This is a genomic window from Paenibacillus sp. 2KB_20, from assembly GCF_052115765.1.
GTDB lineage: Bacteria > Bacillota > Bacilli > Paenibacillales > Paenibacillaceae > Paenibacillus_AQ.
The window spans coordinates 609,667-632,407 of record NZ_JBFRHH010000001.1; the positions used below are offsets into that span (position 1 = coordinate 609,667).

A 22,741-nucleotide genomic window follows, 5' to 3' on the forward strand; every position below is an offset into this window, starting at 1 on the left:
ACTTAACTATAGATTAAGGATGAGGTCATATGAATCTTGAACAACTGGAATATATTGTGGAGACGGCCAAGGCAGGATCATTAACCAAAGCAGCCCAGAATTGCAACGTTACCCTTTCCGCCGTCAGCCAAGCGGTGTCCAGCCTGGAAGCCGAGTTCGGTTTCTCCTTGTTTACCCGATCGCGGCTTGGTGCCGTACCCACAGCCGAGGGCCAGCGAATTCTCCAGAAAGCCTATGCCATTTTGGAACAATTTCAGGAGCTGAAATCGGAGGCCGAAGGATATTCCAACCTGCTGAGCGGATCTTTGCGGATTGCTACCGTTCCGGTACCCTTAACGCTGTCCATCGATGCCATTATTCAGTTCAAAAAAGACTTTCCCCAAATCAAACTCGAAATCACGGAAAAGGCGACTCTTGATATTATTGAGGATATCAAACAAAATCATGCGGATATCGGTTTGATTTTTGTCGATGATTCCATCATTCATCAACACCGCGGCCTCCATTTCGGCAAGCTGCTGGAGAGCAAATTCGTGGTCGGAGTCAGCCGTCAATCTCCACTCGCCATGCGGCAATCGATCACGCCGGAAGAACTGCGTAAGTACCCCTTGGTTCTCTACAAGGATGACAGTCTGTTCAAACTGATGGAAGTATTCGAGGAGCAGTACGGGGAAATGGATCTGCTCTTCTCAACCAACCAGACGAGGGTCATACAGAAGGTCGTCGAAGAGAATGTAGCGGTCACGGTGGGGGTCGATTTGTCCTTCTCCAGCTTCACTCCCATACCTTCGGGAAACATCGTAACGCTGGAGCTGGAGATGCCCCCGGGCCACGCTGCCTCCTCATTCGGGTGGGTACAGCCCGGAACGCACCATCTGTCGAAGCCGGCGTCGATCTTCCTGGACAAGCTGAAACATCAGATCGGGTAAACGCCGCCTTTGCTCCCGAATATAAAAGCCAACCGGCAAATAGGGGCGTGACTGTTATCACGTCCCCTGCTCTTCGGTTGGCTTTTTTTTAAAAAGTCAGTATTAACGTAATGACTCGCTGAGTGTCAAATTCACCGGGCAATGATCGCTTCCCATCACATGGCAGTCGATCTCGGCATCCTTCAGTTTCTCGGTTAAACGGGCAGACGTCAAAAAATAATCGATGCGCCAGCCGATATTCCGCTCCCTTACCTTGGCCATATACGACCACCAGCTGTATACATCCGTGCGATCCGGGTAGAAATAACGGAAGGAATCGATAAAGCCGGCTGACAGCAGGTCGGTCATTTTGCCTCGCTCTTCCAGCGTGAAGCCGGAGTTGCCATGATTGGACTTGGCATTTTTCAGGTCGATTTCCTGATGCGCCACATTCAAGTCGCCGCATGCGATCACGGGTTTGCGTTCGTCAAGCTGAAGCAAGTAAGCACGGAACCGTTCCTCCCACTCCAGCCGATAATCCAGCCTGCTCAGGTCACGCTTCGCATTCGGCGTATATACGTTCACAAGATAGAAGTCCTCAAACTCCAGCGTGATCACTCTGCCCTCCGGCTCGCTGTCCTCCTCCAGACCATAGCGTACGGACAGTGGTGCGATTTTCGTAAATATCGCCGTTCCCGAATATCCCTTCTTCTCTGCATAATTCCAATATTGTTGATACTCCGGCCCCAAATCAAGCTCAATTTGCCCGGCTTGCAGCTTCGTCTCCTGCACGCAAAATATATCGGCATCCGCCTGTTGAAAATAATCCATAAAGCCCTTCGTTACACAGGCCCGCAATCCGTTGACGTTCCATGACACTAACTTCATTTACGCAACCTCCGTGGTATCCATATCGTATTAGCGTGTTGAATCTATGAATCTTCTAAATTCTATTATGGTATCATGTGACGATCGGAACGGACAAGGCAACTCCATTCTTTCATCATAATTTCATGAAGCGAAGTTGAGGTTACGTGCATAATCCCATGCAAAATCAGGAACAACATAAGGGTACGCGAAGTGCGGCAGTCCGCACGCCCGCAATCGATGAAGAACCCTATATAAGGAGGTGCACAACATGGCAGGCAGAAACAACAAACCTAAGAACGACGGGCCATCCAGCAGTCCTGAGCGATTGGACCAATACGGAGATAAGCTTGCTTCCGAGAACGAAGAAGAGTTTACTTCGGCCGCCGAGGAGAACTGCCGGGATCAAGAATAACAAAGTTCCCGCAGCAGCAAGACACCATAATTAATTATGCTGGGCACTGGAATTACATAACGTCTTTCCCAGGTCTGATCGCATAAGTTAGCCCTGATTGATGGTGCCGAGGCGTTGCATAAACTACCAAACCAAAATACCCATCCTTGCGAAAGCATTGTGATGGGTGTTTTGCTATTTCGATATCCGATTCTTTAAGGAAAGGCCATTTCAGTTATAACACTTCTATACCCTAGTTCTGTTACTCTGTTACTCCGTACCGGTTACCATCGGGATCCGTCAGCGAGAACCCTTTAAACCCATCAAAATCCTCAATCTCACCCACAACAGCTCCCTTAGCCTTCAATTGCTGATGAATTCCGCTCACATCCGTGGTATGAATATTGAAATATTGTCCTACACCATAATCATTCTTAGGAAAAACCGGCTGCTTCACCTCATAGGACCTTACCAGACAGAAACTCACTTTCTCATCGTTCATTCTCATCACAATAGCGTCGGGTTCATCTTGATGAATCACTTCAAGGCCTAGCATTTCCGTATACCATGCCGTCGAACGCTTCAGATCACTCACCGGCACAAAGATACCCACACCATACAATGGGGGTCTGCTCATCATTCTCCATCCTCCTCTTATATCTGGATTTTTTTAATTCCAACACAATAAAGAAACGATATTTTGAACCGAAACCAAACATAGGTCTAAAAAAAATTTCACTCCGTGATCAGCCACACATTTCCGTCAGGATCTTCCATATAAAAAGCAAGGATTCCACGGACCCAGCTCAATTTGCTGATTCTTATCCGCATCTTCGTCAATTGGAGGTATGAGGCACATATGGCCTTCGGATCCCTTCTACGGAAGGCATCCACTAGTACGTCCAGATCCAGCCCAGCGGCTGTACCAGCATTGATATTCTCCCGCGTCTCAGGTTCAACGCCTGATTGCTGTAAACATGCCAGTTTTTTAAGCCTTGTCCGTGCACGCCCGAGGGACACCTGTACGGCTCCTTCCGTCATAGACAGGAATTCAGCCGTTTCCCTCGTTGTGAAATCAAATACATCCATAAGCAGTAAAATGACCATCGCCCGCGGAGATAAACGGTTCGCCAAGGTCTCTAACAGTTCCCTTGTCGTTAAACCGCCGTCGTCGCCCGGTCTATCCCACAACTCGTCCTCGGCAACACTCATGCGGGTCCTGTCCTTCTTCAATCGATCCTTCCAAGCGTTGCTTGCTATTCGATATAAATAGGCATTGGATAGCTGCCTAGCAGGATGAGTATCCACAGCCCGCATGACCTTCAGGATGACATCTTGCAAAAGATCCTCCGCATCCCACGGGTCCCTGGTCACATGTAAGCAATATCTGTGCAGCTTGGCCTGCAGACTTAGTAAATCCAGCGTATATTCTGGCATAAACGTTCCCCACCTCGCTAACTAGTTCTGTGAGAGCCCGCGTTTTCCTGCTGAATTTCACATCCAATCCCTGCCCCAGGTTCGTATGCATACAAAAAACCGCCTCCCGATAAAGACCGGCAAGACGGCTGCATGCATGTTTCAATCTGTTACCGTTTATTTCATCAAACTTTCCAGCACGTTATCAATGATCTGGCTATTGGCAATCGTGCCGGTATACAACCAGCTTGTATCTTTTCCATATTCATAGATGTTGCCGTTCTTAACAGCCGGAATATTCGCCCAGAGCGGATCCTGAAGCACTTCGGCCCCTTCGCCGTCACTATTAATAAAGAACAGATGATCCGCGTCGAGTTCCGCCAATTTCTCCAGGGAAATGGATGACCAGTTGCCCGTAGCCGATGCCGAGATTTCCTTCACAACATTCGGAACCGTGAGACCCAAGTCACCGTACATGACGGCTCCGCTGGACAACGTCTCGCTAACGACGAACAATTTACCGCCGACAAGCCAAATCGCTGCAGCAGATTCACCGCCGATCGATTGCTGGATTTTCTCCTTGGCATCCTTTGCCTTCTGCTCGTATTTATCGAGAGCCGCTTGCGCTTCCTCCTCCATGCCAAAGATTTCTCCCACTTTCTTCAGCTCTTCGCGCCAATCGTTATTGACCTCATTGCCGATGACGTAGGTTGGAGCAATCTTCTCGTATTGGCTGTACTTGTTGCCTTCTACCATGGATGCCGAGTCCATGATCAATAGATCCGGCTGGAAGCTCGCTACTGCTTCAAAGGGAAGATCATGCTCAATCGTAGGCACATCCTTCAATGAGTCCTGCAGATAATCCTGGACGCTTCCGCCTTTGACCGACCACTGCGCGATCGGAGTAATACCCAATGCCACCAGGTTATCCTCCAAGTAAGAAGCTATCACTCGTTTCGGCTCGGCCGGAATTTTCACCTCATGGCCCATGGCGTCTGTCAATATACGTTCTGTCTTGGCTTCATTACCGCCGTTCTGGTCACTTGGCGCTTGGGCCTCCGTTGGCTCGTTCCCGGCTGCTTCCTTGCTATTTCCACAAGCTGCAAGCAGCGTGAAAGCTGCCAATAGTCCTGCGATTATCCATATTTTTTTCTTGAATCGACTCATTGTTACAGATCCCCTTTATGTATATTTTTTCTGCCTAGATCACTAGCAATCTTAGGATGAAGTGATATAATAATAACCATGATAATGAAATTCATTCTCAATTACAATACGTTATTTAAAATTTTTTATCAACATGAAGGTTTAGGTGACTATGCAAGCAAATCAGCCCATGAACAAAACAACCGCAAAATCCATTTATCGCCCCAAGACGGCCGCGGTCGTCATTCTGTTGGGGCTTAGCCTCCTGGCTGTCGCTATGGCATCCTCGATTATCTATGGTGCGTCGAACATCCAATTGTCCACCATATGGGAGGCTTTTGTCCACTTCGATGCCCATTCCACCTCGCACCAGATTATCCAGAGACTGCGCATGCCAAGGGCCTTGGCAGCTGCACTGATCGGCGGTTCCTTGGCCGTTTCCGGAGCCATCATGCAGGGCATGACAAGAAACGCGCTCGCTTCCCCTTCCATTATGGGAGTCACCGCAGGTGCCACTTTCATGATGTCGATTGGGTTTGCCTTTATGGAGTCGCCGTCCAACACCGTGCTCATGCTGCTATCTTTTGCCGGTGCGGGCCTTGGGGCCGGACTCGTGCTTCTCATCGGCTCGTTATCCAAACGGGGCCTGACGCCCGTCAAGCTGGCGCTGGCCGGATCTGCCGTAACCGCGCTCCTCAGCTCGATTTCCTCAGCCATTGCCATCCGCTTTAACGTTGCCAAGGATATCAGCTTCTGGTATGCCGGAGGCGTGTCGGGCGTGCAATGGGTAAACGTGCAGCTCCTGATCCCCGTCTCCATCATCGGTTTGCTGATTGCATTGGCACTCAGCAGATCCATTACCGTCATGAGCCTGGGCGAGGAGGTCGCTACCGGGCTTGGCCAAAAAACGGGAACCGTGAAGTTCCTGGGCACGCTTGTTGTGCTGCTCCTCACGGGCGCAGCGGTAGCTGTGGGCGGAACGATCGGATTCGTGGGGCTTGTCATCCCGCATATCGTTCGCTTCATCGTAGGTCCCGACTATCGACTGATCATCCCTTGCTCCGCTGTCATGGGAGCACTTTTGCTGGTGTTTGCCGATGTGGGGGCGAGGATGATCAATCCTCCGTTCGAGACGCCTGTCGGTGCGATTACGGCGATCATCGGCGTTCCCTTCTTCCTCTATCTTGCACGACGCGAAGGGAGGGGACTGTAACGATGAATAAAACAAGAAAAGTGATGTCCGTGTCGATGATTCTGCTGCTGGCCATATTAGCCGTGTTTCTGGTCAGCCTGAATATGGGAACGATGAAAATCCCGCTCGCTGAGGTCATTAAAGCGTTCAACGGAACAGGATCTGAGCAGAATTATACCGTTCTAATGCACTTTCGTTTACCCCGCATGGTCATTGCCATTCTGATCGGTGCGGGAATCGCCGTCTCCGGCGCTATTCTACAGAGTGTTTCGCGGAACGCGCTGGCAGACCCGGGCATTCTCGGCATTAATTCCGGAGCAGGACTGGCTGTCGTGCTGTATATCTTTTATTTTCAAGGCAGCTCGTTCAGTTCCGGCATATGGTCCGTCTATATCATGCCTTTTGCCGCGCTATTTGGGGCATTTCTCGCTGCCTTTCTCATATATTCAATAGCCTGGAAGCAAGGCGTGACGCCGATTCGGCTTGTTTTAGTGGGGATTGGCATCAACGCGGCCTTCGGAGCGCTTATTATCGTGTTTCAGCTCATGATGGACCCCAACAATTTCATGCAGGCCACCATCTGGCTGTCCGGAAGCATCTGGGGAGCAAGCTGGGAATATGTCGTTGCGATCCTTCCGTGGATTCTTCTGCTGATTCCCTGGGCGGTGTATAAATCGCAACATTTGAATGTGCTCAACCTGGGGGACCACACGGCAGCGGGACTTGGGGTCACGGTAGAACGCGAACGAAGAACGCTGCTGTTCATCTCCGTTGCCTTGGCAGGCGCCTGCGTGGCCGTAGGCGGCGGCATCGCGTTTCTTGGACTGGTTGCTCCGCATCTGGCGCGTAAGCTGGTGGGTCCCCGTCATCAGGGAATGCTGCCTGTCTCTGCGCTTCTTGGCTCTCTGGTGCTGCTTGTTGCCGATATGATCGGCAAGAACCTGATGGCCCCTTCCGAAATCCCGGTTGGATTGGTCGTTTCCTGTCTTGGAGCGCCCTACTTTATATATTTGCTGATCAAGGATTAAGTTGAACAGTTTTTTAAAAAAAAGACGGCGATCTCCTCCCGGTCCATGCAGGAGGAAATCGCCGTTCTTTTGTGTCATGCGCTAAAAGCTTGATTGGCGCACATGAGCGAGTGCTATGCACTGTTCTGACTCAGCTCGGAGGCAACCTTTTTATTCCGCAAAGCAAAAAGACCGCGTTTCGCGGTCTTTCATAAGTTATGCAACTGCGAAGCCCAGCTGCGATATTAGTGAGCGCTCACCAGGATTTTCACCTGGTTCTTCTCTTTGAGCAAGGCCTCAAAGCCCCGGTCAATAATCTCATCCAGTTTGATCCGCTGAGTTACCAGCTTATCCGCAGGGAAGAATCCTTTTTCCATCAGGCTAATGACAGCCGGGAATACGTCGCGATAACCGATGATTCCGGTAATATTACGCTCCTTCATCACGATGTCATTCGGCACGATCGGAGCGGAGGTTTCGAATATGCTGACAATCATAATCTGTCCGCCGATCTTCGTAGAGTTGATGGCTTGATTCAGTACAGGTGGAACACCCGTTACTTCGAATGCCACATCTACCCCGGTGCCGGTCCGACGATGAAGTTCTTCTACGACATCGTAAGCCTTGGGATCAATGACGATAGCCCCCAATTCTTCGGCCTTTTGTTTACGCTCAGCAGATAGTTCTACTGCGTAAATCTCGGACGCCCCTGCTGCCTTCAATGCTTCGATAACGAGCAGACCAATCGGTCCCGCACCGAATACAACTGCCCGATCCCCTGCTTTCAGCTGGCTTTGGCGTACGGCATACAAGGCGACTGCCGAAGGCTCTACCAAAGCCCCTTGTTCATAAGAGACGCTGTCCGGAATTTTATGAACCATATGCTCATCCGCAGCTACATATTCGGAGAATCCGCCGCCACCGCCGGCAAGGCCGAGAAAGCCCATTTTTTCGCACAGATTGTATTTGCCTTGTCTGCAAGCTTCGCATTTTCCGCATGCAAATACGGGCTCAACAACCACGCGGTCACCAGCCTTGAATTTCGTGACGCCTTCGCCAACCTCTACCACCTGGCCAGAAAATTCATGGCCCATTACCACCGGAGCCTGTTCTCCGGTAAGGGGATGAGGCGTATTCTCAGGTATAAATATAGGCCCAGCTACGTATTCGTGGAGATCACTACCACAAATCCCGCAACATTCGACCTTGATTTTCACTTTTCCACTCGTTGCTTGCGGCTCTGCAATTGTCTCCAAACGCAGATCCTTTACTCCATGCCAGCGCAATGCTTGCATTGTCTTCATCTCCTTATGGGTTCGAAAAAATAAAAACAAAACAGGAAACGTTTCCGAAATCAAATATGTCACATTTTCGACAATATGTCAAACACTATTGACTAAAATGTATGAAAAATCATGGACAACGCAAGATCTAATCTCCTCCTCTTTTTCAGTGATTATTAGCAATGTATACAGCACGCTACCTGCACCTCTTTTCTTCGTCGAGGTGTTCTATGATTTAAAGGTATTCTTAATGGTATAATATAGATATTGCTCCATTGAGATCTCAAATTAGAACAAGAACAGGAAACGTTTCCGATATAGAGAGGACTTTTGAATATGGTGAATCCCAAAAAAGTGACGATTGAAGATGTCGCCAAACAAGCGGGCGTTGGAATAGCAACCGTGTCCCGAGCCATCAACAACAGCAAGGGAATCAGTCCGAAAACGAAAGCACGGATCTTGCAGGTGATCGAAGAAATCGGATTTAGTCCGGATACATCGGCTCAAAGCCTGAAGGTGCGGCAGACGAATCAAATCGCCTTGGCCGTGCCTGACATTCGAAATGCGATCATCCCGGAAATCGCCTGGTCGGTGGAACAGACCGCCAAGCAGCACGGATATCGAGTCGTTCAGATCAATACAGCCGGGAATGCCCGAAACGAGCTTGAAATCGTAAGAGATATCAAGAAGCTGCACGTAGACGGCTTGATTATCATGCCGCTGGCCTATCCCAAAACACTGGGCGACCTGATCAACAAATCGAGCCTCCCCGTCTCAATCATTAATTACGGAAAACAGCTGGGAGATGAGTATAGAGCCGATATCGTAGGCCTTGCACGTCAGGAGGGCAGGCTTGTTATGGAGCATCTGCTGAAAATCGGACGGACCCGAATCGCCTATGCCGGTGCGCCCAAGGATAAAATCGAAGAGCGGTATTGGGCATATGAGCAATCGCTGACGCAAGTCGATCCGTCGCTTGTCTATTTCGGGGAGGATTTCTCGTTTGAAACAGGGGTTCGTGCAGCGGACTATTTCTATGGCCTGAAACATATGCCGGACGCCATCTATGCGGTAAACGATATGGTTGCTATCGGCATCGTCAACCGTTTTAAAGAGCTGAAGATCCGGGTTCCCGATGATGTGGCCGTCGTCGGCATCGATAACAATGTATGGACCACCGTCACGACACCTCAGATCAGTTCGGTGTCGATCATGGGCGATGAAGTAGCCCGGTTGGCTACGGAATTGCTGCTCAAGCGACTTCGCGAGCAAAAGTCCGGCCAATACGAACGCGTGCAATTCGAACCGAGGCTCATCGTCAGGGAATCCAGCATGTCCTTTATACGAAATGCAACAACCGACTAGGGGTTGTCGATGCCACAGGAACAAGCCTGGAATGTAAGTTCCTGGCTTGTTCTTGCTGCTCTTAATATGGTGCTCTTTATGTGAGATGTTGGTCGATGCTGGATATAATCCAGGCAGCTCGCTTTAGAGTGGCACCGGCATATGTTGCTGCCGATACGAGGTAGGCGACGTGCGGTAATATTTCGCGAATGCTCTCGAGAACGTGTGGAGGTTGGAATATCCCAGCGAAAAAGCAGCCTCCGTCACGGACACATCGGTTTCGGTCAGCAGCACCGCTGCCCGCTCCATCCGCAGCTTCATTAAATAATGACTCGGACTGATGCCATACGCCCGGATAAACTCACAATACAGATGCGTCCGGTGTACGCCGGCATACTCGACAACATCCATAACCGTAATCCCCTCCATGTAATGGGAATCCATATAAAACACGCTTTGCTCGAGCCAGTTCGATTTGCTCCCTTTTCTGACCGTGGCGGCAGCCAGCAGCTCAAACAGCTGATATAACCATTTCTGTCGTCCAAATTCGTTGCCAACGGTGTCGTCATCCACGCACCCGTATATTTGATTCAGCACCGCCTGCAGCTCCCCCTTCATCCCGGCAAACATAAAGGGCTTGCGCGGAGATAACCCGATCCGGGTCAACGCATTGTCGGTTAATTCACCATCCAGGACGACCCACTGCGTGCGCAGCGTCGGCTCCGAATGGGGGTTCGGTTCCCAGTAACTGAATCTCGTATGAGGGAACAGGCAAAAGACATCCCCTTCCGACAAGGTGACCTCCTCATCCCCATAAGCCAGTGTGATTTTTCCGTTTAGAACAAAATGCAGCGCATAGTTTTCGGATACTTTGGGGCCCACGTAATAATGGGGCTTCGCCATGCTGCGGCCTGTACGGAGAATCCAAATTCCGCCCTTTCTTTCCATCTCCGAAGGTATGCAGTACTTCATTTCGGCATATTCGAAGGCCATCCCCTTCACATGAAATCCCTCCCTCACAAAAAAAGAATGTTTCCTGCTGCCGCAGAATCCTGGTATTGTTGCGCCTGACTTTATCAGATAAAAAACAACAAAAAGACACAGCCCCATAGCTGTGCCTCCAGTGATCTGGTCGACAAACCTTCGTATTTATCTATCCCCTGCTCCCTTATTGTCCCTGCAGCTGATCCAGTTGCTCAAGCTGGCTTGGCTATCCGCCTGTATCAACGGCGGCCCTGTACAGAGACTCACTTGCCATTCGCCGTAACATTCGTTCGCTCCAAAATATCAAATAAGGCCTCGTTGAATTTCCCCTTCTGCTCCAGCATGGGAACATGGCCCGCTTCCGGAATGGAGTAAAACAGCTTGAGCGGGGCTTTGATCGTCGAAAAAAATTGCTGTGCCAGCGGATAGGGGGTTTGCCAGTCCCGCTCTCCATGAATATAAAAGACTGGAATATCAAATGCAGCGCCCATAGACGACAGATCGAACGATTCCCATAAATATTCCCAAATAGGGCGCTGTCCTTCGCCAAATGCTCCGGAGATGAAAAAATATCTCATATCCTTAAGCGTATAAAATGGTGAACCTAAAGCATTGAGGATAAGCTCTGTTGTTGGACCGGCCGATAACTTATATTTTCTTTGGAATTTTCGAACCTTCATAAGGTTCCTGATCATGCCGTCATCGAATGCTGGCGGAGGATAAGGCCTCAAACGAAGAAGATCCCGATAATCGTTGTCGTTTCCGGCCATTTTCGCCGCTTCCAGTACTTTTTCATAGCCGACGCGTTCATTGTCCATCATATTCACAACCTGCCCAACGCCGATATAAGCCTGCACAAGCTCCGGATATTGTTTGCTGAACAGGCTACCTAACACTGAGCCCCAGGAATGCCCCAAAATGATAATCTTCTCTTTGTGATACTTTTCTTTCAAATAGTTCACAATTTCATATGTATCCTGAACGATACGGTCAACCGTAACTGTTGGGGCAACTTGTTTCGGATCATTGTTAAAATAGGTTTTGCCGCTGTTTCTTTGATCCCAATGTACGATCGTAACATGCTTCTCCCACGGAATCTGAAACTCTTGGGCAAACGGCAATATAGGCTCTCCTGGACCGCCGTGCAAAAACAGCATCACTGGATTATCCGTGTCCTCGCCCCGATGATGCAAATATTGCGAAATGCCGCCGATGGTTACGAATTCTCTGCAATCAATGCCATTACTCATGGGATTGATCCGAATTTGATGTGCAATCTTCTTTTTCTTGTACTGGGCAAACATAACGAAGCTGACGGTGAATAAGAGCAACCCGGCTAATACGATCCATATAACGCTCATCGTGTCCTCCGGTAAACGTTAGGACCTGGGTTACGCAGAGCAGAGCCATTAGGGGCAATCCCATACAACGGTTTGTATTTCTCCAAGGATTCTCTCATTGCTCGGCTCCTCCCGTCATATAGTCGGCAATGGCATGGACGAGTAAATCCAAGGCCTTCTCTTTTCCCCGCTCACCAAAAGACATATCTGTCGACCCAACAAAATGGAGTGCATTCATTAAATAGGCAAGCACATCCATTTCGCATCTCGATTCGTCAATGCCGCAAAGCGACAGCGTCCTGCTAAAATAGTTGTTTGATTTTGACGCTTCCCGGTCCGCCACCTCAGCTGGGAGCTTACGAAGCAGCAGCTCTATATCCGATGGGGAAACGTAGAGCACGATACTGTCAGCCGCCAGATAAATTTCCTTTAATACTTTTACAAGCCTTTCATTCAAATTTGCGTTTTCAGATAATACGGCCTCCACTCTCTCAAACATTCTGCTCTCGCTCTTTTTGATAATCGAATAGAGAAGTTCTTCTTTGGAATTGTAGTACGAGTAAAAGGAACCTTTGCCGATATGGGTCGCACTGGTGATATCCTCTACTGTAATCCGCTTTACGCCTTTCTTGCGAATCAGTTCAATCCCTTGTGTAAACATCGCTTCTCTCACCATATCTTTTTCATGTTCGGTGACAATTTTAGGCATAATCCCTCTCCTTTTAATGACTATAAATACATTATACAGTCATTAAAAATATAATAATCCTTTTTCCTGTTTCTTACAAGATGTTTTATTTTCGCTGAATAGTGTTTCGCTAGTGGAGAAAAAACAGGAGAATAGATAAGGAGAGTTCAAAGGCATATATGTGCTGCACCGCTTTATCACCGGAACCCACATCAGACGCAGGCTCTTCCGCTTTACACGTTCCCAGTGGCTACCGGATTGTCCTTGTAGCTGATCCAGTCGCTCCAGCTGCCTGCATACAGCTTCACCTTGCGGTATCCGGCTTCCTGCAACGCCAGGACGTTCGGACAAGCCGACAACCCCGAGCCGCAGTACACTATTACTTCATCCTCGGGAGAAATTCCAGCAAAACGTTCCCGCTGCCGCTCTGCTCCCTTCAGTGTCCCGTCTTCATTCATCCCGTCCTTCCAAAAAGCATGCACCGCTCCCGGAATATGTCCGGCCACCGGATCCAGCGGCGCGGTTTCTCCCGTGAACTGCTTCCAGTCCCTTGAATCGAGCAGGGTCACGCCGGCTGCGCCAAGCTTCACCCTCACCTCGTTCACATCAGCCAGCCAGTCCTGTTGGACATTTGTCTGGAAAGAACGCGGCGTCACTTCGCTTTCCTCCGAAGTAATCGGATATCCGGCTGCTTTCCAGCTTGCGAACCCTCCATCCAATATATATGCCGACCCGTGGCCCAAGTATTTCAAAATCCACCATAACCGCGCTCCTTCCGGGCGGAGGTCACCGTCATAGACAACGACAGGCGTATTTGCATCGATCCCGAGCTTGCCGAGTCGCCGCGCCAGCTCCTCCGGATGCGGGAGCGGACTCCGGCCGCCATGCTCGCTTGGCAGATCCATCAGATGCTTTTTCAAATCAACGAATACCGCACCAGGCACATGCTCACGCTGGTAAGCCTCAAAGCCGTAACCCGCATCACCTGGGCTGAATCGGACATCTGCGATAACCAACTGACCCGGTTTCGACTCCAGCTGTTCCAGCACCCATTCCTTGCTTACGAGATTTGACAATAACTCCACGTCCCTTCTGTTTTCAAGCGGCTGTTCTTAAATCGTAAATTCCAAATCCTCTTCTGTCTTCACGTCATAAATCGCCGAGTAGATATCGTTCTGAATCTTCAGCAGACTGGCATCCTCCCGCTTGCGCGGACGCTCATAGGGAACGTCGAAAATATGGTGAATACGCCCAGGACGCGGAGATAACAGGACGACTCGGTCTGCGAGAAAGACGGCTTCGGATACATCATGGGTAACAAACACCACCGTTTTCTTCTCCTCCTGCCATATGCGGAGCAGATCCTGCTGAAGCTGGAGCCGGGTAAGATGGTCCACCGCGCCGAAAGGCTCGTCCATCAGGAGGATGTTGGGACTATTCACAAGCGCCCGTGCGATCCCGGCGCGCTGCCGCATGCCTCCCGACAGATGATGGGGATATTTGGAACCGAATCCCTGCAGACCGACCATATTCAAATATTTGTCTACGAGCGCTTGCCGCTCTGCTTTTTTCATGCCGCCGAGCTCCAACCCAAGGCCGACGTTCTGCGAGATCGTACGCCATGGATACAAGGATGCATCCTGGAACACAACCCCCGAGCTCCGGGTGGGTCCCTTAATCTTCGCGTCATCCAGCCAAATCTCGCCTTCCGTCGGGAGCTGCAACCCCGCCAACAGTTCGAGCAGCGTGCTTTTGCCGCAGCCGCTCGGCCCAAGGATGCACAGGAATTCGCCATCTCGGACTTGCATACTTATATCTTGAAGCGTGATCGTAGGAAGATCACCGTCATATACCATCGAGACATTTTTCACCATAAAGCCAGACATATGAACTCCTCCTGCCACACTTTATTTTTTCGGAATAAACCGTAGGTCCAGAATGTCCTCCACCTTGTAGATCTCATCCTGGAAGCCCAATTCCTTTTGGATCTGCTGGGTGTCATTCAGCGCGTTGATGTCCACATCCGGGTTGTTCTCCCACAGAACTTCTTCGCGCTCCAGCGCCAGATCCAGCACCTCGGGATCGATCTCGATGTTCTTCAGATAGTAAGCCTTATACTCGTCCGGATGGCTCTTCGCATATTCTTGCGATTTAAAATAGGCCCGCAGCAGCTTCTCGACCAATTCCGGCTTCTCGTTCAGAATCCCCTCACGCGCCACCAGCACCCCGGTGTGAAAGGTCGGTAGGTAATCCCAGCCTGTAGCAATGATATTTCCTTTTCCCTGCTTCTCCGCGAGAGAAGCGAACGGCTCATGGATGATGGTGGCATCAACCTGTCCTGTTTCCAGACTCGCGTATGCCGCCTGATGCGTACTGTTAGCAATGAAGGTCACATCCTCCGGCTTCAATCCATGCTCCTTCAGGATGACCTGTGTATATACCTCCAGCCCGCTGCCAAACACAGCGATGCCTACCTTCTTGCCCTTCAGGTCTTCCACCGTCTTGATCTCCGGCGAGGCAATCAGGTAGAATGGGCCTTTGGTCCGGAACATGGAGGAGACAATTTTGACGGGGGCGCCCTTGCCCGCAGCTACAATCGCTGTCGTTGTGGCTACGTCGACCACATCGATGTCTTTGCTAGTCAGGCCGGCAATTGGGTCCTTGGTGGTAATAAACTCGACGTCCAGTCCTTCTTCCTCGAAGAATCCCTTTTCCGCCCCGAAGGACACCGCCAATCCGCTGGCACCGCTAAGCGGTGCGTATCGGATCTTCTCCAGCTGGTTTCCCGCAGCGTTTTCTCCGCCCACTGTGGACGGAGCTACTCCCTTGCCGCTATCCGTGCCGCTTGCGCAGCCGGCCGTCATGGCGATCAGCCATATTGTTGCAAATGCAATCATGTATGAACGTATTCCTCTTCTGGTCATATGGATCTCTCCCCTGTAAGTGACGCTTTTTCCAATGGTCTATGATGATTTCCATTTCAAAAACACATTGCGTTCCAACAAATCGATTAATGAAATAATAAGTACGGATACGACGGTAACCAGCGCTACAATAGCAAAGGCCTGCGCGGTATTATACAGCGATGTTGCCTGCACGAGAATATTTCCAAGACCATCCTTCGACGCCAGCATCTCCCCAAACAGAGCCCCGACCAGTCCGGTTGCAGCCGATAGGCGCAGACCCGCAAAAATGGTCGGCGCAGCCGATGGCAAAATCACCTTCATGATGGTCTGGTACTGCGTGGCCTCGAATACTTGGGCGACCTTCAGATGGTTGTCCGCCGTCTGCTTAATCCCTGTCATCGTATTGACCGTGATCGTAAAGAAACAGAATAGGAACACAATCGATATTTTATGCGTGATCCCGATCCCGAGCCAGAGGGCGAGCAGCGGCACAATCGTCACCTTTGGAATCGCCATCAGCGCCGAAAGATAGGGCCTGAAGAACTGCTCCGCCCAAGGAATCAGCACCAGAGCCATGCCCACGGCCAGGCCTCCAAGTGCCGCAATTCCATAGCCCGCAACGAATTCGGCCAGCGTGACGTACAGATGCTTCCAAATCTCCCCGTCACCGAACAGTTTGAACAGCTCTTGGAATACCTTGGAGGGCGCAGGCAGATACAAGCTGCTGACGGTCTCCGTGCGAACCAGAAGCTCGCAGATGCCCAGTATGATCAGCAGCAAAATCGCCTGCCCCGCCCAGATGCCGCGAAATTTCTTGGCTTTCCTCGTTCCCATCAGGCTCACCCCTTTGCAATCAGATCATAGCGGTTCCCCGGACGGCTTAGTCCCAAGTGCTCCCGGAAGGTGCTGCCTTCATATTCGGTACGAAATAAGCCCCGACGCTGAAGCTCGGGTACAACCAGCTCCAGGAACAGATCCAGTCCACCCGGCATATAAGGCGGGCATACATTGAATCCATCGGCCGCTTCATCCCGGAACCATTCCTCGATGATATCCGCCACTTGCGTCGCGCTGCCGACAACAAGCAGATGCCCGCGGACCGTGACGGTGAAGAAATAGAACAGATCCCTGATCGTAATATCCTCGCGTCCGTTGGCCTTTCTCGCCAGGTCGGCCCAGTGCAACGCCGTTTCCGAAGCGGATACATCCGGCAGCGGATCCTCCAGGGGATATCCCCTTAGATCAATCCCGATCTTATCCGACAGCGGACCCAGATCGTAATCGGTCACAACCAGTTCATTCAGCTCCGCATATTTGGCACGCGCCTCTTCCTCCGTCCGGCCCACGATCGGAACCAGTCCAGGCAGAACCTTCAAATCCGAAGCTTCCCGTCCATACTCCGGCAGCCGGCCTTTCACTTCCTTAAAGAATTTGACGGCAACTTCCTTCACATTCGTTCCCGTGAAGACCATGTCGGAATATTTAGCCGCCAGCATTTGGCTGCGCAGGGAGGTTCCAGCTGTGATGAGCGGCAGCTGCCCCTGTATCGGGCGCAGAATGTTCAGCGGCCCGGCGACGGAGAAGTGCTCGCCGACATGGTCCAGAGCGTGTACTTTGCTTCCGTCGGCGAACACACCGCTTGCCTTGTCCCGCGGAAGGGAGTCGTCCTCCCAGGTGTCCCACAGCCCGCTGACGATCTCGATAAATTCCTCAGCATAGTCGTACCGCTTGGCGTTATCCCAATGCTTCTCCCGGCTGAAATTCAGCGCTGCCCGTGGATCGGAGCCCGTCACGACATTCCATGAGGCCCGGCCTTGGCTTAGATGATCCAAGGATGCCGTGAAACGTGCGATGTTGTACGGCTCCGCATAGGTGGTGTTCACCGTGCCAATCAAACCGATTTTATCCGTTGCCGCAGCCAGATAGGACAGCATCGTAAACGGCTCCAGCCGCGTCATTTGGGAAGGGAATAAATGCTGCATATCTGCGCTCGTGGCCAATCGGTCCCCCAGAAAGAAGAAATCAAACTTGGCCTTCTCAAGCTTCTGGGCAACCTCCTTCAGGAACTGAGGGTCATAGGCACCGTCCGTTTTGCCTTCGGGCAGCCTCCAGCCCGCGGGATGATAGCCCGTCCCGAATAAAAACAATCCAAGATGCAATTGACGACGTTTTGAACTCATAGTTGGGTCACCTTCCTGATCTGTAATGGTTATGGTTGATAATCATCGTGCCTTATGGTTTCGTTATATATCTGCTTTATCCGCGAATTTCCTCTGATAAGCGGTCGATTTCCTGCAGTTCTTCCTCTGACAGCCGCTCATCCGAATACTTCAATGTATCCGTGATATGCTCGGGCTTCGATGCCCCGATAATGGCTGATGTGATGCCTGGGCGACTGAGCACCCAGTTCAGGGCGAACTGTGGAAGCGTCCATCCCCGGTGCTCCGCCAGCGGCCGGATCGCTTCCACAACGGAGAGCGCATGCCGCTGGTTCAGCAGCAATTGCAATCTCTGTTCGCCTGCAGCCAGGCGCGAGTCCGATGGGGGAGCTTCGCCCACCCGGTACTTCCCGGACAATATGCCCCGTCCGAGCGGGCTGTACACGATAACCCCAACCTGCTCGGACTGGGCAAAGGGAATTAATTCGCGTTCGATATCCCTTGTAATGAGACTGTATTCCGGCTGTACGCTCTCGAACCTGCGCAGACCGTGGAGCGCACTGATGCCATGAGCTTTGGCCAGCTGCCAAGCCGCATAGTTCGAGCAGCCGATATAGCGGACTTTGCCCTGACGTACAAGATCCGTAAGCGCCTCAAGCGTCTCGTCCAGCGGGGTACACTCATCAAACCGGTGCACTTGATACAGATCGATATAATCCGTTTGGAGCCGGGCAAGGCTATTCTCCAGCGCACGGTAGATATGATAGCGGCTTTGGCCTTGGTCATTAATGCCGGGACCGATCCGGTTATGCAGCTTGGTAGCTAGGAGAATATCTTGTCTTCGCTCCTTCAGCAGCCTGCCTAGAATTTCTTCCGATTCCCCAAGCCGGTTTACGTTCCCGTTATCCATACCGGTACCGTACACGTCAGCCGTATCGATGAGATTGATGCCAGACCCAAGTGCCTGATCCAATACGGCGGCCGAAGCCCTCTCATCAATCCAGCGCCCGAAAGCCATCGTCCCCAGACTCACCTCCGACACTTGAACTCCGGTTCTACCCAGTGCTCTATACTTCATGATTGCTGCCTCCTCGTAAGATTCATACAAAAAAACAGCCGAAGACACACCTCGGATCATAAGCTGATCCAAGGATGCATCTCCGGCTGTCCGGTAGAATGTGCATCAATTCTATTATTTCCGATGTGTTAAGTAGGATTATAGCATCGTCTAATTTTGTCGTCAATTATTTTTAATGTTGGATTTCCGGCCGGGTGAGACCGAGATGGTCCCGTAACGTTCTGCCTGTATAGTCCTCGCGAAACACGCCGCGCTGCTGAAGCAGCGGCACTACACGCTCCACAAACTGCTCGAGACCACCCGGAAGCAAAGGGGCCATAATGTTGAATCCGTCGCAAGCCCCGCTTCGAAACCAATCCTCGATCCGATCGGCAATCTGCTGCGGGGTTCCGATCATCGTCATATGACCTCTAGATACCGCGTAATGCCGGCCGAGCTCCAGAATGCTTTTGCCCGATTTTGCAGCCATATCCATAATCATGATCGCTCGGCTGCTGTTCCCTTCCCTCGGAAAATCAGGCAGCGGACCGTCTACCGGATATCCTGTCAAATCAGCATTCAGCAACTGCGATACGTATTTCACCCCTGCTTCCGGCAAGATGAGCTCGCTGAACGTCCGATAATACGCCAAAGCTTCGGCTTCGGTCTCTCCAAGGAAGATCAGCAGGCCTGGCAGAACCTTCACCTCTTCCCCTTCCCGTCCATACTCCTTGAGCAACTCCTTAAACTCGCGGTAATACCTTATCGCATCTTCTTTACTCTCGCAGGCCGTAAACACAACATCGGCCGTTTGGGCCGCCAGCCTTCTTCCCGCTTCCGAGGTTCCCGCTTCAATGATAACGAGCCTGCCTTGTGGAGATCTAGGCATGTTCAACGGGCCCTCTACCTTAAAAAACTCTCCTTCATGATGAACCCGATGAATCTGGGTCGTATCCGCAAAGACAGCTCTCTGCCGGTCCAACACAAGGGCATCGTCCTCCCAGCTGTCCCAACATTCCTTCACAACCTGTAGAAACTCCTCCGCCCGTTCATACCGCTTCCCATGCTCCATTAATTCCGCCGATCCGAAATTGCGTGCCTCCGCATCCTTCGTGGAGGTCACCACATTCCATGCAGCTCTGCCGCCGCTGATATGATCCAGCGTGGACAGGCGCCTTGCCAATGCGTAGGGCGCGTTGAATGTAGTAGATGCCGTGCCAGCTAATCCAACATACTCCGTGACACCGGCCAGACTGCTGAGCATGGTCAACGCTTCAGGTTGAAGAAAGCTGACATTCGTCCGCAAATCCTCAATCAGCGGTATCGAGTTGTTGTCTGCAAGGAACACCATATCGAATTTCCCGCGTTCGGCTGCTTGAGCGCAGCGCTTATAGAAATCGTAATCCACAGCTCCGACCCCCGCCGAACCGGGATGCCGCCAAGCGGCCATATGATGGCCGTAATTCATTAGAAAAGCGCCCAGACTTAATTGGCGTCGCTCCGCACCCATCTCTATACTCCCCTTCCCTTTATCTCTACTGAAGCTGTTTATCTCTACAGAAACTTACGCTCAACCAGTTTCTCTACGTAATCACCGACATACTTCATATCATCAAGACGGGATTGAACCTCCTTCTCCCATGTCCCGGCATCCCGTAATGAAGCAAGAGTAACCTGGTTGCCATACCACGACTGCACCTCGTCCCGTCGTATGGTGAAAGCTTCGTCTTCAAAGGCGAAGATCAGTTTCTCCAAATTATAAATCATGGCAAAATTTGCAGTGGAATTATAAACCAGTAACTGCTTCAGCTTCTCCTCTTGCAGATCGCCGGCCCTAGCCTGGAATCGGAGCTCGGCCGTAAATTCCTCTGGGTAGAGCTGAAATGTGCGTTCGATGTCATGCATGGGAAGCGAAGCATTCAAATTAATCAGGTTCCCGGCATTCCCCATATACGGGCTGGCGTAGCTTAACGAATTCCGGATATCATGCGTCAACGGATCATTCTGCTCCGCTTCATATTGAATGGCCTGTTCATTTGCCCTGGGCTTAATGAATCCCTCCAGTACAGCCATACCCACTACGCCGATAAGCAGCAGTGCAACAATCAGCCAATTTTTTCTGCTCATGGTTCATTCACCTCAAGTTGAAGGGTTAGTTTACAAGCTTTTTGGACAAGCAGCGGAATGATGACCGACGTCATCGGGATGGCATATCGCATGACGGTTTCGTAGAACGAATACGGCCCATCGATCCGCAATGCTCGCCCAAACCATAGATCACTGCCGTATTGAACCACGAAGGTGTACATGGATACAACTACGATAAATATCGACCACAGCCACCATGCCCCTTTACTCCATTTGGCCAATTTGCCTGCATTGATAATAGCTGTCTGCTTCTCATACCGTTTCAGATGCCGTGACATGGAAAGATACACCGCTCCGGTGAAGACAACAACGCACAGCAGGAGGGTGTTCACCCCTATACCGCTTGGCAAAAATCGGGCCGGGATGGTGACGATCCAGGCCAGCAAGGAATAAATAAGTGCGCTCTGAACAAGGTTATAACGGAAACGGTAGCTGTAAACTTTTTGATTATCGTCAATGAGGGCCTCGATATCTTCGATGTTATCGATAGCCAGACTGATGGCCGATTGATATTCCATGCCGTTCTCCATATAATCCGTAACCCGCGCCTCCAAATTGCTGAGAACCTCATTCTTCAGCTCTACCACTTCCTTGGTTTTGCGTTGATTCGCAAATAGACGGTCCACAAAGATCTCTAAGTCATGCCTGTTGGTCACTTCTCTGTCAGCTCCTTTCCGTTCCCGATCAGAACATCGATAATCTCGCGCGCAGCCTTCCATTCCTCCTGATTTTGCAGTAAGCGCCCCTGTCCCTCCTGGCTGAGGTTGTAATATTTGCGCCTTCCGCCCTGGGTTTCTTCTCCCCAATAGGAACGGATTAATCCCTGCTTCTCTAACCTTCTCAGACTGGAATACAATGTAGGCTCCTTCAGCTCAAATCGATTCCCGCTTCGTATCGAAATTTCTTTAATGATCTGATAGCCGTAATTATCTCCGTCCAATAACACGCGCAGAATAAAGGTATCAATATTTCCACGTATCAAATCACTGTTATGTAAGGATTCAATCAAATACCCGGACCTCCTTAACGGAATGGAATGGGTATAATATAACGCATATTACTATGCATGTCAAAGTAATACCTCACACATATATTTCTTTCTTCGTCGATTGACGGTTTACAAGCACTACTATATAATTCTTGAAAGTTCTTCCTATAATAATTAGAATCGCTTCATTATTGTATTTAGTACGTGCAGGAGGAGACGGTTTTGCTTTATAAATACATTCGACGACTCAAATACTATATTCTCCGGACTCTCCGCATGCAAAATAGCGATCATCGAATTGCGCTCGGTTTTGCCGTAGGTTTCTTCCCTTGCTGGTATCCAACCTTTGGCATTGATCTGCTGCTGGCTCCGCTGCTCGCTCGCATGGTTCGAGCGAACATCCCCTCCTCCTTCCTTGCAGCTTCGACTGGATCTGTCTTGTGGCCGATTCTATTCTATTTAAACTATAGAATCGGGGTATTTGTGCATTTGTTCACCACATTTCCCAAAACCTTTGAAATCGAAGATGCTCTCTCGGCACCTGTCCCTGAAACGGATTATCGAATTGAGACAAATCATTTTGGCAGATTAGGCGATATGGGCGTCAACTTTCTTGTCGGTGCCCTCATCAACAGCATCCTGTCTACATTGATACTCTATATTTTGCTGCGAATCTTGCTCTCCCTTTACCGCAGACCCTTACTTCATAAAATCAAAGAATTCATTCGCAGAGGAAGATTGAAGTCTTGATTAAAGCTCATATTGAAAAGCGCCTGGAACCCCCTTCCCAGGCGTTTTTTTATTATTCAGAATCACGTTACATTGTCCCTGCCTTATTTCAACTTCTCTTCAGTCCCTGGCCAGTTTCTCTGGAAAATTCGGTATAAGTTGCTAAAAGTACGGCATTCTAAAGA

Annotated in this window: 24 protein-coding genes; 6 read left to right on the forward strand and 18 right to left on the reverse strand. The window is 50.5% G+C overall.

What is annotated here, in order from left to right:
- Positions 1 to 29: 29 nt before the first annotated feature.
- Complete coding sequence (locus tag AB4124_RS02810) at positions 30 to 929, forward strand: LysR family transcriptional regulator (RefSeq protein WP_441971035.1); 900 nt, start codon at positions 30 to 32, stop codon at positions 927 to 929.
- A gap of 102 nt (positions 930 to 1,031) precedes the next feature.
- Here the strand turns inward: AB4124_RS02810 and AB4124_RS02815 are convergent, their stop codons facing one another.
- Entirely contained in the window at positions 1,032 to 1,796 is a 765-nt protein-coding gene (locus AB4124_RS02815; protein ID WP_430106193.1) for an exodeoxyribonuclease III, read from the reverse strand.
- Positions 1,797 to 2,046: 250 nt separating this feature from the next.
- Here AB4124_RS02815 and AB4124_RS02820 point away from each other — a divergent pair, with 250 nt between their 5' ends.
- On the forward strand, positions 2,047 to 2,190 hold the full coding sequence (locus AB4124_RS02820) for a hypothetical protein (protein WP_179090678.1): 144 nt from the start codon (positions 2,047 to 2,049) through the stop codon (positions 2,188 to 2,190).
- A gap of 241 nt (positions 2,191 to 2,431) precedes the next feature.
- Here AB4124_RS02820 and AB4124_RS02825 read toward each other — a convergent pair whose 3' ends face one another.
- The 3 genes from AB4124_RS02825 to AB4124_RS02835 all read right to left on the reverse strand — a co-directional run bounded on the left by AB4124_RS02825 (position 2,432) and on the right by AB4124_RS02835 (position 4,752).
- Positions 2,432 to 2,809 (reverse strand): VOC family protein, encoded by a 378-nt coding sequence (locus tag AB4124_RS02825; RefSeq protein ID WP_256720702.1) that lies wholly within the window; start codon positions 2,807 to 2,809, stop codon positions 2,432 to 2,434.
- A 95-nt stretch (positions 2,810 to 2,904) separates the two neighbouring features.
- Positions 2,905 to 3,606 (reverse strand): RNA polymerase sigma factor, encoded by a 702-nt coding sequence (locus AB4124_RS02830; protein WP_441971038.1) that lies wholly within the window; start codon positions 3,604 to 3,606, stop codon positions 2,905 to 2,907.
- A 156-nt stretch (positions 3,607 to 3,762) separates the two neighbouring features.
- On the reverse strand, positions 3,763 to 4,752 hold the full coding sequence (locus tag AB4124_RS02835) for an iron-hydroxamate ABC transporter substrate-binding protein (RefSeq protein WP_441971040.1): 990 nt from the start codon (positions 4,750 to 4,752) through the stop codon (positions 3,763 to 3,765).
- A 151-nt stretch (positions 4,753 to 4,903) separates the two neighbouring features.
- On the opposite strand from AB4124_RS02835, the gene AB4124_RS02840 reads away from it, so the two are divergent.
- Both AB4124_RS02840 and AB4124_RS02845 read left to right on the forward strand, forming a co-directional pair.
- Positions 4,904 to 5,944: a FecCD family ABC transporter permease gene (locus AB4124_RS02840; protein WP_411830656.1), complete on the forward strand. Its 1,041-nt coding sequence runs from the start codon at positions 4,904 to 4,906 to the stop codon at positions 5,942 to 5,944.
- 2 nt (positions 5,945 to 5,946) lie between these two features.
- On the forward strand, positions 5,947 to 6,951 hold the full coding sequence (locus tag AB4124_RS02845; protein WP_430106204.1) for a FecCD family ABC transporter permease: 1,005 nt from the start codon (positions 5,947 to 5,949) through the stop codon (positions 6,949 to 6,951).
- Positions 6,952 to 7,175: 224 nt separating this feature from the next.
- Here AB4124_RS02845 and AB4124_RS02850 read toward each other — a convergent pair whose 3' ends face one another.
- Entirely contained in the window at positions 7,176 to 8,225 is a 1,050-nt protein-coding gene (locus AB4124_RS02850; protein WP_441971042.1) for a 2,3-butanediol dehydrogenase, read from the reverse strand.
- Positions 8,226 to 8,549: 324 nt separating this feature from the next.
- Here AB4124_RS02850 and AB4124_RS02855 point away from each other — a divergent pair, with 324 nt between their 5' ends.
- Complete coding sequence (locus AB4124_RS02855; RefSeq protein ID WP_076324414.1) at positions 8,550 to 9,578, forward strand: LacI family DNA-binding transcriptional regulator; 1,029 nt, start codon at positions 8,550 to 8,552, stop codon at positions 9,576 to 9,578.
- 123 nt (positions 9,579 to 9,701) lie between these two features.
- On the opposite strand, the gene AB4124_RS02860 is transcribed toward AB4124_RS02855, so the two are convergent.
- The 13 genes from AB4124_RS02860 to AB4124_RS02920 form a co-directional block, all read right to left on the reverse strand.
- Positions 9,702 to 10,550, reverse strand: coding sequence for an AraC family transcriptional regulator (locus tag AB4124_RS02860; RefSeq protein ID WP_441971626.1), 849 nt, complete (start codon positions 10,548 to 10,550; stop codon positions 9,702 to 9,704).
- A 254-nt stretch (positions 10,551 to 10,804) separates the two neighbouring features.
- A complete protein-coding gene (locus AB4124_RS02865) occupies positions 10,805 to 11,902 on the reverse strand; it encodes an alpha/beta fold hydrolase (protein ID WP_441971045.1) in 1,098 nt (365 codons plus the stop codon).
- 94 nt (positions 11,903 to 11,996) lie between these two features.
- Entirely contained in the window at positions 11,997 to 12,590 is a 594-nt protein-coding gene (locus AB4124_RS02870; RefSeq protein WP_441971046.1) for a TetR/AcrR family transcriptional regulator, read from the reverse strand.
- A 212-nt stretch (positions 12,591 to 12,802) separates the two neighbouring features.
- Positions 12,803 to 13,645: a sulfurtransferase gene (locus tag AB4124_RS02875; protein ID WP_441971048.1), complete on the reverse strand. Its 843-nt coding sequence runs from the start codon at positions 13,643 to 13,645 to the stop codon at positions 12,803 to 12,805.
- A gap of 36 nt (positions 13,646 to 13,681) precedes the next feature.
- Positions 13,682 to 14,455, reverse strand: coding sequence for an ABC transporter ATP-binding protein (locus tag AB4124_RS02880; RefSeq protein WP_430180230.1), 774 nt, complete (start codon positions 14,453 to 14,455; stop codon positions 13,682 to 13,684).
- A gap of 21 nt (positions 14,456 to 14,476) precedes the next feature.
- On the reverse strand, positions 14,477 to 15,493 hold the full coding sequence (locus tag AB4124_RS02885) for an ABC transporter substrate-binding protein (protein ID WP_441971050.1): 1,017 nt from the start codon (positions 15,491 to 15,493) through the stop codon (positions 14,477 to 14,479).
- Between the two features lie 39 nt (positions 15,494 to 15,532).
- A complete protein-coding gene (locus AB4124_RS02890) occupies positions 15,533 to 16,309 on the reverse strand; it encodes an ABC transporter permease (RefSeq protein WP_430180234.1) in 777 nt (258 codons plus the stop codon).
- A gap of 5 nt (positions 16,310 to 16,314) precedes the next feature.
- Complete coding sequence (locus AB4124_RS02895) at positions 16,315 to 17,655, reverse strand: LLM class flavin-dependent oxidoreductase (protein ID WP_430106217.1); 1,341 nt, start codon at positions 17,653 to 17,655, stop codon at positions 16,315 to 16,317.
- Between the two features lie 76 nt (positions 17,656 to 17,731).
- Positions 17,732 to 18,712, reverse strand: coding sequence for an aldo/keto reductase (locus AB4124_RS02900; protein ID WP_441971053.1), 981 nt, complete (start codon positions 18,710 to 18,712; stop codon positions 17,732 to 17,734).
- 172 nt (positions 18,713 to 18,884) lie between these two features.
- Complete coding sequence (locus tag AB4124_RS02905) at positions 18,885 to 20,201, reverse strand: LLM class flavin-dependent oxidoreductase (RefSeq protein WP_441971055.1); 1,317 nt, start codon at positions 20,199 to 20,201, stop codon at positions 18,885 to 18,887.
- A 44-nt stretch (positions 20,202 to 20,245) separates the two neighbouring features.
- The gene (locus tag AB4124_RS02910; protein ID WP_441971056.1) at positions 20,246 to 20,818 is read right to left on the reverse strand and encodes a DUF4825 domain-containing protein; all 573 of its coding nucleotides are present in this window, start codon (positions 20,816 to 20,818) and stop codon (positions 20,246 to 20,248) included.
- On the reverse strand, positions 20,815 to 21,495 hold the full coding sequence (locus tag AB4124_RS02915; protein WP_430106223.1) for a permease prefix domain 1-containing protein: 681 nt from the start codon (positions 21,493 to 21,495) through the stop codon (positions 20,815 to 20,817). Before AB4124_RS02915 ends, AB4124_RS02910 begins: the two co-directional genes overlap by 4 nt.
- Positions 21,492 to 21,848: a PadR family transcriptional regulator gene (locus tag AB4124_RS02920; RefSeq protein ID WP_441971059.1), complete on the reverse strand. Its 357-nt coding sequence runs from the start codon at positions 21,846 to 21,848 to the stop codon at positions 21,492 to 21,494. The genes AB4124_RS02915 and AB4124_RS02920 overlap by 4 nt, the downstream gene beginning before the upstream one ends.
- Positions 21,849 to 22,049: 201 nt before the next feature.
- On the opposite strand from AB4124_RS02920, the gene AB4124_RS02925 reads away from it, so the two are divergent.
- Positions 22,050 to 22,577, forward strand: a complete 528-nt coding sequence (locus tag AB4124_RS02925; protein WP_430180252.1) for a DUF2062 domain-containing protein — start codon at positions 22,050 to 22,052, stop codon at positions 22,575 to 22,577.
- Positions 22,578 to 22,741: the final 164 nt, after the last annotated feature.